A 12,812-nucleotide genomic window follows, 5' to 3' on the forward strand; every position below is an offset into this window, starting at 1 on the left:
TATGCGTATTGGCCACGGCTATGATGTGCACCGTTTCGCTGAAGGCGATTTCATTACTCTGGGCGGCGTGCGCATTGCACACAGCTTCGGGCTGCTCGCTCATTCCGACGGTGACGTCCTGCTGCACGCCTTGAGCGATGCCTTGCTCGGTGCTGCGGCGCTGGGTGATATCGGCAAACACTTCCCGGATACCGACCCGCAATTCAAGGGCGCCGACAGCCGTGTTCTGCTGCGGCATGTGGTCGCGTTGATCCACGCCAAAGGCTGGAAAGTCGGCAACGTTGACAACACCATCGTTGCCCAGACGCCAAAAATGGCCCCGCATATCGAATCGATGCGCGCGCTGATTGCCGCGGATCTTCAAGTAGAACTGGATCAAGTCAACGTGAAAGCCACCACCACTGAACAACTCGGCTTCGTCGGTCGCGAAGAAGGCATTGCCGTGCATTCCGTTGCCCTGTTGCTGCGCGCATGAACGAACTGCAATTGCTCGGCCCTCGCGCCTATGGTGACGCCCTCGGCACCGCGGTACTGAAAGCCATCGCCGAAGATTTTCAGGTCGATGAAGTGCTCGACATCCCGTTCAGCGGCGATGGCGAGCACTTGTGGATCTGGGTGGAAAAACGCGGTTTGAACACCGAAGAAGCCGCGCGGCGGATCGCCAAGGCTGCCGGCGTACCATTGCGCACGGTCAGCTACGCCGGGCTGAAAGATCGTCAGGCGCTGACCCGACAGTGGTTCAGCGTGCAGTTGTCGGGCAAGGCTGATCCGGATCTGTCGGCGGCGGAAAATGACACGCTGAAGATCCTCAAGACCACGCGCCACAAGCGCAAGCTGCAACGCGGGGCGCACTCGGCTAACGGTTTCACTCTGCGCCTGACCCAGTTCACTGGCGACAAGGCTGCGATCGAAGAACGGCTGCAACTGATCCTTAAACAAGGTGTTCCGAATTATTTCGGCGCTCAGCGTTTCGGCTTTGATGGCGGCAATGTGGTCGATGCTCGAGACTGGGCAGCGCGCAAGGCCTTGCCGGAGCAGCGCAACGTGCGCTCGCGCCTGCTCTCGACCGCGCGCAGTTTTCTGTTCAATCAGGTGTTGGCGGCGCGGGTTGCCGATGGCACCTGGCAACGTGCTCTGGTCGGTGATCTGCTGGCGTTTACCGACAGCCGCAGCTTTTTCCCGGCTGGCGAGGCCGAGTGCAGTGATCCGCGTCTGGCGATTCTGGATTTGCATCCGACCGGCCCGCAGTGGGGCGAAGGTGACTCGCCGACCACGGGTGCTGTCCATGAACTGGAGCAGAAAATTGCCGCCCGTGAGGCGGACCTGCGCGATTGGTTGATTAACGCCGGTATGAGCCACGAACGTCGCATCCTTCGACTGCCCATTGGCGGGTTGACGTGGCATTATCCCGAGCCTGACATTCTGCAACTGGAATTCGTCCTCCCGGCCGGATGCTTTGCCACCGTATTGGTGCGCGAGCTCGTTGATCTGGTGCCGGTGGGGCAGACGGACAGCCCATGCGTATTCTGATTTCGAACGACGATGGGGTAACCGCACCCGGTCTCGCCGCGCTTTATGCTGCGCTGGCGGATTACACCGAGTGCGTGGTTATCGCCCCTGAGCAGGACAAGAGTGGCGCCAGCAGTTCGCTGACGCTCGACCGTCCGTTGCATCCGCAATATCTGGCCAACGGCTTTATCAGCCTCAATGGCACACCGACCGATTGCGTGCACCTGGGGCTTAACGGCTTGCTGGAGCGCCAACCGGACATGGTGGTTTCGGGCATCAATCTCGGCGCCAACCTGGGCGATGACGTGCTGTATTCCGGCACCGTGGCGGCCGCTCTTGAGGGGCGTTTCCTTGAGCGTCCGTCTTTCGCCTTCTCGCTGGTGTCGCGCCAGGTCGACAACCTCGCCACAGCCGCCCACTTTGCGCGCAAACTGGTCGAGGCCCATGCCGCTCTCGATCTGCCACCGCGTACGGTGTTGAACGTGAATATTCCCAATTTGCCCATCGACCATATTCGCGGCATTCAGTTGACCCGTCTCGGGCACCGCGCACGAGCAGCGGCCCCGATGAAAGTGGTCGACCCGCGCGGCAAGGCTGGCTACTGGATTGCGGCGGCTGGTGATGCTGAGGATGGCGGCCCGGGCACCGATTTTCATGCTGTGATGCAAGGCTATGTTTCGATCACGCCGTTGCAGCTTGATCGCACTTTCAATGATGCCTTCAGAAGTCTCGACGGCTGGCTGGAGGGACTCGGCTAATGGCTCGTGAACAGGACGACAGACTGCGCAGCGGCATCGGCATGACCTCCCAGCGCACTCGCGAACGGCTGATCCAGCGTCTGTATGAAGAAGGCGTATCGAACGCCAAGGTGCTGGAAGTCATCCGCCGCACGCCGCGTCATCTGTTTGTCGATGAAGCGCTGGCGCACCGCGCTTATGAAGACACCGCGCTGCCAATCGGCCACAACCAGACCATCTCCCAGCCTTATATGGTGGCGCGCATGAGCGAGCTGCTGCTTGAGGCCGGGCCGCTGGACAAGGTCATGGAGATCGGCACCGGTTCGGGTTATCAGACCGCTGTACTGTCGCAACTGGTCGAGCGGGTGTTTTCGGTTGAACGCATCAAGGTCTTGCAGGACCGCGCCAAGGAGCGTCTGGTCGAACTGAACCTGCGCAACGTGGTATTCCGTTGGGGCGATGGTTGGGAAGGCTGGCCGGCACTGGCGCCGTATAACGGCATTATCGTCACCGCTGTGGCCACTGATGTGCCGCAGGCGTTGCTCGATCAATTGGCACCGGGCGGGCGGTTGGTGATTCCGGTCGGCTCTGGAGAAGTGCAGCAACTGATGCTGATCGTGCGTGAAGAACACGGTTTTTCCCGACGCATTCTCGGCTCTGTGCGTTTTGTGCCATTGCTCAATGGGCCGCTGGCCTGAGCATTTGTTCAACGGCGCTGAATTCCTTCGCCGCGCCCCTGTCTTACAGCGGCAGTGATCGCTTAAACAGGATCGATTGTCGGCAGGCAAACGTGTGCGCCGAGCGTTATCGCTACATTAAAGGTGAAGGCCGTTCGGCCCGTTATACTTGCGACGCTACATGCCGGAATTCGGCATTCCATATTTTTCAGCCACCACAAAGGGAGCGGCGGGTGAGTCTCACTGTCATTGCGCAGCGTATGGGTAACACGAGCTTTCAGCGCCTGGTGACTGGCCTTGTCTTGAGCACCTTGCTGGTCGGTTGCTCCAGCACCAAATCGAGCAACGTGCGGGTAGTCGATCGCAACAATTCGGCGGCTCAGCGTCCTACAGTGACGACCGGACAGTATGTAGTCCGTCCGGGCGATACGATGTTCTCGATCGCGTTTCGCTACGGCTGGGACTACAAAGCCCTCGCTGCCCGGAACAATATTCCTACGCCGTATACGATCCATCCGGGTCAGACAATTCGCTTCGACGGACGCACCGGTTCAACACCGACAGCGGTGGTCAGCAACTCCAGTTCTTCACCGTCCTCGTCGAGCAAAACCACGGTAATCCGGCGTCAGGCGAATGGCACGACCACCACCACAACCACCGGTACTGCGGCTGGTTCTGCGGTGGCCGTACCGTCCGTCGGCAACAAGTCCGCACCCCCTCCACTGCCTCCGGCAGGCCCGGCCCCGACCGGCTGGGGATGGCCATCTAATGGCATTCTCATTGGCAAATTCTCCTCAAACGGTAGTTTGAATAAAGGAATTGATATCGCCGGAGATTTGGGACAGCCTGTTTTAGCTGCGTCTGATGGGACGGTGGTATACGCCGGGAGTGGCTTAAGGGGCTACGGCGAATTAGTCATCATCAAACACAGTGAAACCTACGTCAGTGCTTACGGACACAACCGTCGGCTGTTGGTACGGGAGGGGCAGCAGGTCAAGGTCGGACAGACAATTGCCGAAATGGGGTCAACGGGTACAGACCGGGTGAAACTGCATTTTGAGATTCGCCGACAAGGTAAACCTGTAGATCCGCTGCAGTTCCTGCCAAGACGTTGATTTGTAGACCAGCCTGTTTCTTCACGTAGAGGGGACAGGCTCCAGCGTTGCCAAGGATAGAGGCGTCGCTTGAGCTTGGGGTCGAACTCACCAAAGGACTATAACAATGGCTCTCAGTAAAGAAGTGCCGGAGTTTGACATCGACGATGAGGTTCTCCTGATGGAGACCGGCATCGATTCGGATTCGATGTCGAATGATGAAGGGGCTGCTCCACCTTCTGTTCGCGCCAAATCCAAACACTCCGCTTCACTTAAACAACATAAGTACATCGACTACACGCGGGCACTTGATGCCACGCAGTTGTATCTCAACGAAATCGGCTTTTCCCCATTGCTCTCACCGGAAGAAGAAGTTCATTTTGCGCGTTTGTCGCAAAGTGGCGACCCTGCCGGGCGTAAGCGCATGATTGAAAGTAACCTGCGGCTGGTGGTGAAAATCGCCCGGCGTTACGTCAATCGGGGGCTGTCGCTGCTGGATCTGATTGAAGAGGGCAACCTCGGATTGATCCGCGCGGTAGAAAAGTTCGATCCCGAGCGCGGCTTCCGCTTCTCGACCTACGCAACCTGGTGGATTCGTCAAACCATCGAGCGCGCGATCATGAATCAGACCCGGACCATCCGGTTGCCGATTCATGTGGTCAAGGAACTCAACGTGTACCTGCGAGCTGCACGCGAGCTGACACAAAAGCTCGATCACGAACCCTCACCCGAAGAGATCGCCAACCTGCTGGAAAAACCGGTGGGTGAGGTCAAGCGCATGCTTGGCCTGAACGAGCGGGTTTCTTCGGTCGACGTCTCGCTGGGTCCGGATTCGGATAAAACCCTGCTGGACACCCTCACGGATGATCGCCCAACCGACCCATGCGAACTGCTGCAGGATGACGATCTGTCGCAGAGCATCGATCAGTGGCTCTCTGAGCTGACCGACAAGCAGCGCGAGGTGGTGATTCGCCGCTTCGGCCTGCGCGGGCACGAGAGCAGCACGCTGGAAGATGTTGGCCTGGAGATCGGCCTGACCCGGGAACGGGTGCGGCAGATCCAGGTGGAAGGCCTCAAACGCTTGCGCGAGATCCTGGAGAAAAATGGCCTGTCGAGCGAGTCGCTGTTTCAGTAAGCGTATCGCCTGATCGCCCGCAAAAAGCCCCGACTGTTTCGGGGCTTTTTGTTGGCCAAAGAGAAGCAGGGCACTTGGCGGGATTTGTAGTCTCTCGTTGTAAGCCTTTGCTGACTGTCCCGTAAGTGTTCGTTATTTTTACACCGGGGTAGACGTCGATCGCTTCAAATGAATATGTCTAACACTTTGATTTAGATCGTTATTATTTTAAATGAACAGCTTATTACAACAATTTCCAGCATTCAGGTGCGGTTGCTCCTGACGGCGAATTCTCTAGTATCTGAACTGTGTCGACGGACAGACACGCCCTTCAAGGACGAGGGGAATGGACATCGCAGGACGCGATTCATCAGGACGATGAAAAGGAATACAGGGAATAGGGAAAAAATGTGGGCGGGTCAAACCGCCCCTTTTTTTGCCTGCAGAAAAGCGAAAAGGCCCGCATGGGGCCTTTTTGCGGAGCGCTCGGTGAATCAGCGTTCGAGGTCTTTCAGCTTGCTGCCTACAGACTTGTTGATCACGCGATCGAACTCCTCGGCATTCGGCATCGAGTCTTTCTTCTCGGTGATGTTCGGCCAGATCTCCGCCAACTCGACGTTCAACTGAATGAACTCTTGCATGTCTTCCGGGACTTCATCCTCGGAGAAAATCGCAACGGCCGGGCATTCTGGTTCGCACAGGGCGCAGTCGATGCACTCATCCGGGTGAATCACCAGGAAGTTCGGGCCTTCGTAAAAGCAGTCCACCGGACACACTTCTACGCAGTCGGTGTACTTGCACTTGATGCAGTTGTCGGTGACGACGAAGGTCATTTCTAATTTTCTCCTCAGGCGGCGGCAGCGTTGCCCCTTCACGGTTGGGGTCGCCAGGTTCGGGAGCGATGCCTGCTGGCCAGGCTATTAACCAGCAGCATCCCAAACCGCGCGAGATTCTAACAGCTTGAAGCCGTTTGCGTTATATCCGGTTCTTCAGTGCATAGAGCATTTCGAGAGCACGACGGGGGGTCAGGTCGTCGAGGTCCAGTTTAGCCAGCTCATCCAGCACCGGGTGTGGCAGCGCGGCAAACATGTCGCTTTGCATCGGCGCCGCCGGTTTGCCTTTGACGGGCGCCGGTTGCTCGTGCGGCAGAGCGGTATCTTCCAGGCGGCTCAGGTGTTCGCGAGCACGCAGGATCACTTCATTTGGCACGCCCGCCAGTTGCGCCACGGCCAGGCCGTAGCTCTGACTCGCAGGCCCGGGCAGCACGTGGTGCAGGAATACGATGCGCTCGTTGTGCTCGGTGGCGTTGAGGTGCACGTTGGCCACCAGCGGCTGGGCTTCCGGCAGCACTGTCAGTTCAAAGTAGTGCGTGGCGAACAGCGTGTAGGCGCGCAGCTCCGCCAGGCGTTCAGCCGCAGCCCAGGCCAGCGACAGGCCGTCAAAGGTGCTGGTGCCGCGACCGACTTCGTCCATCAACACCAGACTGCGCTCGGTGGCGTTGTGCAGGATGTTGGCGGTCTCGCTCATTTCCACCATGAAGGTCGAACGCCCGCCGGCGAGGTCATCGCTGGAGCCGATCCGGGTGAAGATCCGGTCCACCAGCGACAGTTCGCAACTGGCCGCCGGCACGAAGCTGCCGATATGCGCGAGTAACACGATCAGTGCGGTCTGACGCATATAAGTGGATTTACCGCCCATGTTCGGGCCGGTGATCACCAGCATGCGCGTACTGTCGTCCAGGCTCAGGTCGTTGGCCACGAACGGCGTGGTCAACACTTGCTCGACCACCGGATGGCGACCCTGGGTGATGCGCATGCACGGTTCGCTGACGAACTGCGGGCAGTTCAGGTCCAGATTCAGCGCACGCTCGGCGAGGTTGCTCAGCACGTCGAGTTCGGCCAGTGCTGCAGCGGTGTCCTGCAATGGCGGCAACTGGCTGATCAGGTCTTCCAGCAGCGCCTCATAGAGCATCTTCTCGCGAGCGAGGGCGCGGCTCTTGGCCGACAGTGCCTTGTCTTCGAACTCTTTGAGTTCCGGCGTGATGAAGCGCTCGGCTCCCTTGAGGGTCTGACGGCGAATGTAGTCCGCCGGAGCCGATTCGGCCTGCTTGCTCGGCAACTCGATGAAGTAACCGTGAATGCGGTTGTAGCCGACTTTCAGATGGGACAGCCCGGTGCGCGCCTTTTCCCGCGCTTCCAGATCGATCAGGAACTGGCCGGCGTTCTCGCTCAGCGATTGCAGCTCGTCGAGTTCGCTGTCGTAACCGGTTTTCAGCACACCACCGTCACGGATGACGGCGGGCGGGTTATCGATAATGGCTTTGGCCAGCAGTGCTGCCAGCTCCGGGTAGGTGCTGGTGATGGTCGCCAGTTGATTCAGGTGCGGCGCTTCCAGATCGGCCATCGCCACTTGCAGCTCAGGCAACGCGCCGAGGGCGTCACGCAGGCGCGCGAGGTCACGCGGACGCGCGTTACGCAGACCGATCCGCGCGAGAATCCGCTCGATGTCGCCGATTTCCTTGAGCTGCGGTTGCAGGTTTTCGAAGCGATAGCGGTCGAGCAGGCAAGTGATCGACGTCTGGCGTGCGAGCAATACCTTCAAATCGCGCAACGGACGGTTCAGCCAGCGCGTCAGCAAACGACTGCCCATCGCAGTCTGGCAGCGATCCACTACAGATTGCAGCGTGTTGTCGCGACCGCCAGCGAGGTTGGTATCCAGTTCCAGATTGCGACGGCTGGCGCCGTCCAGCACCACAGTGTCGTCAAGCCGCTCGTGACGCAGGCTGCGCAAGTGGGGCAGGGCGGTGCGCTGGGTTTCCTTGGCGTAGGCCAGCAGGCAACCGGCAGCGCCGATGGCCAGAGTCAGATTCTCGCAACCGAAGCCTTTCAAGTCTTGGGTGGAAAACTGCTGGCAAAGACTTTTCAGCGCCGTATCACGCTCGAAATCCCACGGCGCACGACGACGTACGCCACGACGTTTCTCTGCCGGCAGATCCTTCGGCCAGTCGTCCGGGATCAACAACTCCACCGGGTTGACCCGCTCCAGCTCTGCCAGCAGGTTTTCCCAACCTTTGATCTCCAGCACGCTGAAGTTGCCGCTGGTGATGTCCAACACCGCCAGACCAAACAGACGCTCGTCGCCCAATACCGCCGCGATCAGGTTGTCGCGACGCTCATCCAGCAGCGCCTCGTCACTGACCGTACCCGGCGTGATGATCCGTACCACTTGGCGGTCTACCGGGCCTTTACTGGTAGCCGGATCACCGACTTGCTCGCAAATCACCACCGACTCGCCGAGCTTGACCAGTTTCGCCAAGTAGCCTTCCGCCGCGTGGTAAGGAATCCCACACATCGGAATCGCCTGACCCGCCGACTGCCCACGAGCAGTCAGGGTGATGTCCAGCAACTTGGCCGCTTTCTTCGCATCTTCATAGAAGATCTCGTAGAAATCGCCCATGCGATAGAACATCAGCTGATCCGGGTGCTGATTTTTCAGGCGCCAGTATTGCTGCATCATCGGAGTGTGGGAGGACAGGTCGGAGACGGCTTTATTCATCGGATTGTCAGAAAACTCGTTCGAAGGTGTAGGGCAAGAGCGGGGCACAGGCGCGGCTTTTGCGCGATGGGCGCAAGATTACCATGGGCGGTCTGGTGGGCGCAGGGATGACGGTTGAATAGCCGTCCTCGGTGGTGTTGGGATCAGGGGGCGCCAGCAGGTCGAGCCTTGAAATGAAAAAGCCCGGCATTTGGCCGGGCTTCGCTTGGAACTCAGAGTGAACTTTCAGGCGCGCTTCGTCTCGGCTTGCATCATCACCAGATTCTGCTGCTTGGTTGCCTCAGTCAAAACCTCACCGTAGACACGCTTTTTCTGCTCTGCCTTCGCATTACGAATGAAATCGGCGAATGGGTTTGTGGCTCCTTTTTCAGAGCTTTGCTTTGTAAAAATCATGAATGCTCTCCTGAAGGTAGCCCAAGTTTGGCCTCTAGATCGGCCCGCGTATATCGCTCAGGGATATGGTAGTCAATTTTATCGACGCCAGCTTTGTACAGTCGTCCCGAATTGTCGATGTGCTTGAGCAGTAGGTCGACATGAACATCCCCACCAAACTCTAGCTTAAGTGAGTTCACTACGTCACGCGCCGCAAAATACTGTTCGATGAAGTGCTGCTTGCGGATCCTCCTGCCCTCTGCTTCCTCACGAGCTTTGACAAAGTCCCAGGCAAGGAACGGGTTCTGATACACATACAGAATTTGGACGAACCTGCCTTTTTTCAAGGAGCGTTCCACGTTTCTCTTGGCCACTTTCAGGTTGGAAAGCGTGCCATCCAACAAGAATGACTGCCTTTGATGAATTGCGAAGTCGAGGATTTTTTCAACCAGAATTGAAACCCCTCCTTGAAAAAGCCAAGAATTTCTTCCCGAGTATTCAACGAATTCATTACGTAGCTCATCCGGGTCAATCCTCAGAATTTTGGCATCAACGAAAAGATTTACCAGAGCTACCGACGCTTCGGTTTGGCCTGCTCCCGGCGAACCTGCCATAAACACAGATACTGGCGCTTGCTCTGGGAGAAAAATCGCGTTGTCGGTAAACCGCCTCGCAATGCTTTTCTTGTTTGATCGAGCGAAGCTGATTGCTTGGTCGACGATCTTTTGCTCGGCCGGCGTCATGAATTGTTTGTCTGGATCAGTTTCATTCACTGTGTTGATCACCTATTGGAATTCTTGCCTTCAGGCTAGCTCCCTCTGTGCTGTTACTCAGCCAATCAATCGACGAAGATGAAACAAGATTTGAATGTAACCTGATTAATGCACAATTTATGCAAATCAGCATTTGTCATCCCGAAAAACTTCAAGCACTATGCGCGTTATGCAAAAACGCAACGTATCTACCGTATTAAGAGCACTGCTCGACCAGCACGGGATCTCCCCTACGGAGCTTCACCGGCGTACCGGCGTGCCTCAATCCACGCTCTCGCGGATTCTCAGCGGGAAGATTGTCGATCCTTCGGATAAACACATCTCGAAGATCGCCGAGTACTTCGCCGTGAGCACCGATCAGTTGCGCGGGCGCGCGGATGTTGCGCCGAGCGCGGCAGCCGGGCGCGATGAGGTGCATTTTGAACTCAAGGACATAAGCCTGTGGGACGACGACACGCCGGTCGATGATGACGAGGTGTCTGTACCCTTTTTGCGCGAGGTTGAATTGGCTGCTGGATCAGGAAGATTCGTCGTGGAAGAGAGCGAGCGCTCTAGTCTGCGCTTCGGCAAACGAAGCTTGCGTCATAACGGTGTGCAATTCGACCAGGCCAAATGCGTGACCGTGCGCGGCAATAGTATGTTGCCGGTGCTGCGCGATGGCGCAACGGTCGGCGTCAACGCAGGCAAGTGCGGCATCGGCGACATCATCGATGGCGACCTGTATGCGATCAATCACAATGGTCAGCTGCGGGTGAAGCAGCTCTATCGTCTGCCTACCGGCATCCGCTTGCGCAGCTTCAATCGTGATGAACATCCGGATGAGGATTACAGCTTCCAGGAAATCCAGGAAGAGCAGATCGTCATCATTGGCCACGTCTTCTGGTGGGGCATGTACGCCCGCTAACCTCACCTTTTCCAAATGAAACCCGCCACCCGGCGGGTTTTTTTTCGCCCCGAAAAATGGCCAACCCCCCGACCTGCGCGGCCTTCATGCATCAGTGCATGCTTGATGCATAAATAAATGCATTTACGCATTGACTGTATATGCATCCATGCATATCATGACCACCAAGCCGCTCGACAAAGCGGCTGGAAACGAAAGCTCTTTAGTTCCACAAGAACAGGCAGCGATGAATCGGCCTCAACGATTCAGAGGGTTGGCAACTGACCCGGGTGTGCAGCGTAAAGCACCAAAAGCAGTTATCCGGCGGGCAGGGACCGCGGTCGGAAAAACAATCTGAATGGACTCGTACCGCGCCAGTAGCGCCGAAAAGTCAGCTTCCTTCTCGTACACAGGATTGAAGGAAGGCGAAGGAGCGCATTACTGAAAGGCCCGGCGTAAAAAGCCGGGCTTTTTGGAATGCCTACCTCAAGAGAAAACGTTTGAACCCACCACACACCACTCACCCATCACCCCCCGGAGGCGTGACATGACAAACGAGCAACAAGCGTTGGCGGACATGCCGGTCTGGCTGGTCATTTTCCTCGCCGTCATCGGCGGGGTGTCCGGCGAAATGTGGCGCGCCGACAAGGAGGGCGCTCGCGGCTGGTCACTGCTGCGGCGTCTGGCCCTGCGCTCCGGCGCCTGCATGATCTGCGGCGTCTCGGCAATCATGCTGCTGTACGCCGCAGGTCTGTCGATCTGGGCTGCCGGCGCGTTCGGTTGCCTGACCGCCATGGCCGGCGCCGACGTCGCCATCGGCCTCTATGAACGCTGGGCCGCCAAACGCATCGGCGTCTGCGAAGTTCCCCCGCGCGATCAACCTTAAGCACTGATTTCTCCGTGCCGCCATTTTTTGGCGGCAGGGGTGCGTGTGGACGATAGAAAAGGAGGTCATGTATGCCCACACCGATCCAGCAGCCGTCGCAACTGTTCGCGGCTATCGCGACAACCCTGCGCAATACCGCCGGTTTCAATCTGCAGGTCGGCGATCATCAGGATTTTGATGCGCCCGGCGCTCAGCCTTGGGTGTTGATCGACATCGAACGCAACGGGCCGGGCGAACGTGCCGCTGATGGGCGCATCGCTCATGTGCTGACGTTGTCTCTGCAAGTCATACCGGTGGTTTCTGCCACAGCATTCGCCGCCTGCGATCTGATCGCGGCACTGAAGAACCTGGCCACCGACAACCGCTGGGGCCTGCCTGGCGATCAATGCGATCTGCCGATCAATCTCGATGGATTGCCTTCACTGCTCATCGTTGCAGACCGCCAATACAAGGCCTGGACACTCTCATTCAGCCAGACCCTGTACCTCGGACCAACTCTGCTTGATGACCCATTGGGCACGCCGAAATTTGCTCGCACCTGGGAAGTCAGCGACACCGACAATCCGGACAACTACACCACGCTGGAGGCCTGACCGATGTTCGACGCACTACTGCGCATGCAGCTCGGCCCGATCATCGAACGGCTGGCCGAAATGGAAGCGGAAATCGAAGACCTGCACCGGCGTGCCGAGAGCTTTTGCCGCATCGGCATCTGTCAGGAAGTCGACGCCGCGAGCAACACCTGCAAGGTCAGTCACGGTGGATTGCTCACGCCGTTGATCAAGTTCTTCAACCCGAGCGCCGGTGCCCAGAGCGAATCGCGCATTCCGTCGCTGGGCGAGCAGTGTCTGCTACTCAACTACGGCAGCGGCGAAAGCGGCGCGCAGGCCGTGGCCTTGTTCGGTCTCAACAGCGAGCGTTTTCCACCGACCTCAACCGTGCCCACGCTGACCCGGCGCATCCATCAGGACGGCAGTGAAAGCGCTTACGACGATGCGACTCACGTCCTGCACTGGCAAAACGGCCCGGCTACGTTCAAAGGCTCTCGCGAAACGCTGGAGCTGAGTATCGGCCCGGCGCGATTGGCCATGACGCCACAGTCGATTGACCTGCAACTCGGCGCCGTCGGCCTGTCGATCAACAACGCCGGCGTGCACTTCAGCGGCCCGTTGGTGGATCACCAGGGACGCGTCATCAGCACCGCATAAGAGC

14 protein-coding genes are annotated in these 12,812 nt (G+C 58.1%); 10 read left to right on the forward strand and 4 right to left on the reverse strand.

Annotated features, from left to right (window positions below; all coding sequences use genetic code 11):
- Nucleotide 1 precedes the first annotated feature (1 nt).
- The 6 genes from ispF (at nt 2) to rpoS (ending at nt 5,152) form a co-directional block, all read left to right on the forward strand.
- On the forward strand, nt 2-475 hold the full coding sequence (ispF, locus tag ACP7BN_RS22740; protein ID WP_426206178.1) for a 2-C-methyl-D-erythritol 2,4-cyclodiphosphate synthase: 474 nt from the start codon (nt 2-4) through the stop codon (nt 473-475).
- A complete protein-coding gene (gene truD, locus ACP7BN_RS22745) occupies nt 472-1,530 on the forward strand; it encodes a tRNA pseudouridine(13) synthase TruD (RefSeq protein WP_426206179.1) in 1,059 nt (352 codons plus the stop codon). The genes ispF and truD overlap by 4 nt, the downstream gene beginning before the upstream one ends.
- The gene (surE, locus tag ACP7BN_RS22750) at nt 1,518-2,267 is read left to right on the forward strand and encodes a 5'/3'-nucleotidase SurE (protein ID WP_426206181.1); all 750 of its coding nucleotides are present in this window, start codon (nt 1,518-1,520) and stop codon (nt 2,265-2,267) included. Before truD ends, surE begins: the two co-directional genes overlap by 13 nt.
- Before the next feature lie 41 nt (nt 2,268-2,308).
- Nucleotides 2,309-2,944 carry a protein-L-isoaspartate(D-aspartate) O-methyltransferase gene (locus ACP7BN_RS22755; RefSeq protein WP_420648384.1) on the forward strand — a complete coding sequence of 212 codons (636 nt, stop codon included), beginning with the start codon at nt 2,309-2,311 and terminating at the stop codon, nt 2,942-2,944.
- A gap of 212 nt (nt 2,945-3,156) precedes the next feature.
- Entirely contained in the window at nt 3,157-4,038 is an 882-nt protein-coding gene (locus ACP7BN_RS22760; protein ID WP_426206182.1) for a peptidoglycan DD-metalloendopeptidase family protein, read from the forward strand.
- Between the two features lie 106 nt (nt 4,039-4,144).
- Nucleotides 4,145-5,152: an RNA polymerase sigma factor RpoS gene (gene rpoS, locus ACP7BN_RS22765; protein ID WP_093214972.1), complete on the forward strand. Its 1,008-nt coding sequence runs from the start codon at nt 4,145-4,147 to the stop codon at nt 5,150-5,152.
- A 473-nt stretch (nt 5,153-5,625) separates the two neighbouring features.
- On the opposite strand, the gene fdxA is transcribed toward rpoS, so the two are convergent.
- The 4 genes from fdxA to ACP7BN_RS22785 form a co-directional block, all read right to left on the reverse strand.
- Nucleotides 5,626-5,964, reverse strand: a complete 339-nt coding sequence (gene fdxA, locus ACP7BN_RS22770; protein WP_420648309.1) for a ferredoxin FdxA — start codon at nt 5,962-5,964, stop codon at nt 5,626-5,628.
- Nucleotides 5,965-6,106: 142 nt separating this feature from the next.
- Nucleotides 6,107-8,686 (reverse strand): DNA mismatch repair protein MutS, encoded by a 2,580-nt coding sequence (mutS, locus tag ACP7BN_RS22775; protein WP_426206183.1) that lies wholly within the window; start codon nt 8,684-8,686, stop codon nt 6,107-6,109.
- 225 nt (nt 8,687-8,911) lie between these two features.
- Nucleotides 8,912-9,079 carry a hypothetical protein gene (locus tag ACP7BN_RS22780; protein WP_426206185.1) on the reverse strand — a complete coding sequence of 56 codons (168 nt, stop codon included), beginning with the start codon at nt 9,077-9,079 and terminating at the stop codon, nt 8,912-8,914.
- Nucleotides 9,076-9,801 carry a zeta toxin family protein gene (locus ACP7BN_RS22785; protein ID WP_426206223.1) on the reverse strand — a complete coding sequence of 242 codons (726 nt, stop codon included), beginning with the start codon at nt 9,799-9,801 and terminating at the stop codon, nt 9,076-9,078. The genes ACP7BN_RS22780 and ACP7BN_RS22785 overlap by 4 nt, the downstream gene beginning before the upstream one ends.
- A 199-nt stretch (nt 9,802-10,000) precedes the next feature.
- Here ACP7BN_RS22785 and ACP7BN_RS22790 point away from each other — a divergent pair, with 199 nt between their 5' ends.
- The 4 genes from ACP7BN_RS22790 to ACP7BN_RS22805 all read left to right on the forward strand — a co-directional run bounded on the left by ACP7BN_RS22790 (nt 10,001) and on the right by ACP7BN_RS22805 (nt 12,808).
- Nucleotides 10,001-10,735 (forward strand): XRE family transcriptional regulator, encoded by a 735-nt coding sequence (locus ACP7BN_RS22790; protein ID WP_420648307.1) that lies wholly within the window; start codon nt 10,001-10,003, stop codon nt 10,733-10,735.
- 526 nt (nt 10,736-11,261) lie between these two features.
- The gene (locus ACP7BN_RS22795) at nt 11,262-11,600 is read left to right on the forward strand and encodes a phage holin family protein (protein ID WP_426206186.1); all 339 of its coding nucleotides are present in this window, start codon (nt 11,262-11,264) and stop codon (nt 11,598-11,600) included.
- Between the two features lie 71 nt (nt 11,601-11,671).
- A complete protein-coding gene (locus ACP7BN_RS22800) occupies nt 11,672-12,193 on the forward strand; it encodes a hypothetical protein (RefSeq protein WP_426206188.1) in 522 nt (173 codons plus the stop codon).
- Between the two features lie 3 nt (nt 12,194-12,196).
- On the forward strand, nt 12,197-12,808 hold the full coding sequence (locus tag ACP7BN_RS22805) for a phage baseplate assembly protein V (RefSeq protein ID WP_426206189.1): 612 nt from the start codon (nt 12,197-12,199) through the stop codon (nt 12,806-12,808).
- The last annotated feature ends 4 nt before the right edge of the window (nt 12,809-12,812 follow it).

The organism is Pseudomonas sp. TWP3-1 (genome assembly GCF_049896625.1).
Lineage (GTDB): Bacteria > Pseudomonadota > Gammaproteobacteria > Pseudomonadales > Pseudomonadaceae > Aquipseudomonas.

Excerpts from the sequence above, each read along its gene's own strand:
- surE (WP_426206181.1), top strand. The coding sequence starts at position 1,518 with ATGCGTATTCTGATTTCGAACGACGATGGGGTAACCGCACCCGGTCTC.
- ACP7BN_RS22790 (WP_420648307.1), top strand. The coding sequence starts at position 10,001 with ATGCAAAAACGCAACGTATCTACCGTATTAAGAGCACTGCTCGACCAG.
- ACP7BN_RS22800 (WP_426206188.1), top strand. The coding sequence starts at position 11,672 with ATGCCCACACCGATCCAGCAGCCGTCGCAACTGTTCGCGGCTATCGCG.
- mutS (WP_426206183.1), bottom strand. The coding sequence starts at position 8,686 with ATGAATAAAGCCGTCTCCGACCTGTCCTCCCACACTCCGATGATGCAG.
- ACP7BN_RS22755 (WP_420648384.1), top strand. The coding sequence starts at position 2,309 with ATGACCTCCCAGCGCACTCGCGAACGGCTGATCCAGCGTCTGTATGAA.
- fdxA (WP_420648309.1), bottom strand. The coding sequence starts at position 5,964 with ATGACCTTCGTCGTCACCGACAACTGCATCAAGTGCAAGTACACCGAC.
- rpoS (WP_093214972.1), top strand. The coding sequence starts at position 4,145 with ATGGCTCTCAGTAAAGAAGTGCCGGAGTTTGACATCGACGATGAGGTT.
- ispF (WP_426206178.1), top strand. The coding sequence starts at position 2 with ATGCGTATTGGCCACGGCTATGATGTGCACCGTTTCGCTGAAGGCGAT.
- ACP7BN_RS22805 (WP_426206189.1), top strand. The coding sequence starts at position 12,197 with ATGTTCGACGCACTACTGCGCATGCAGCTCGGCCCGATCATCGAACGG.
- ACP7BN_RS22795 (WP_426206186.1), top strand. The coding sequence starts at position 11,262 with ATGACAAACGAGCAACAAGCGTTGGCGGACATGCCGGTCTGGCTGGTC.
- truD (WP_426206179.1), top strand. The coding sequence starts at position 472 with ATGAACGAACTGCAATTGCTCGGCCCTCGCGCCTATGGTGACGCCCTC.
- ACP7BN_RS22785 (WP_426206223.1), bottom strand. The coding sequence starts at position 9,801 with ATGACGCCGGCCGAGCAAAAGATCGTCGACCAAGCAATCAGCTTCGCT.
- ACP7BN_RS22780 (WP_426206185.1), bottom strand. The coding sequence starts at position 9,079 with ATGATTTTTACAAAGCAAAGCTCTGAAAAAGGAGCCACAAACCCATTC.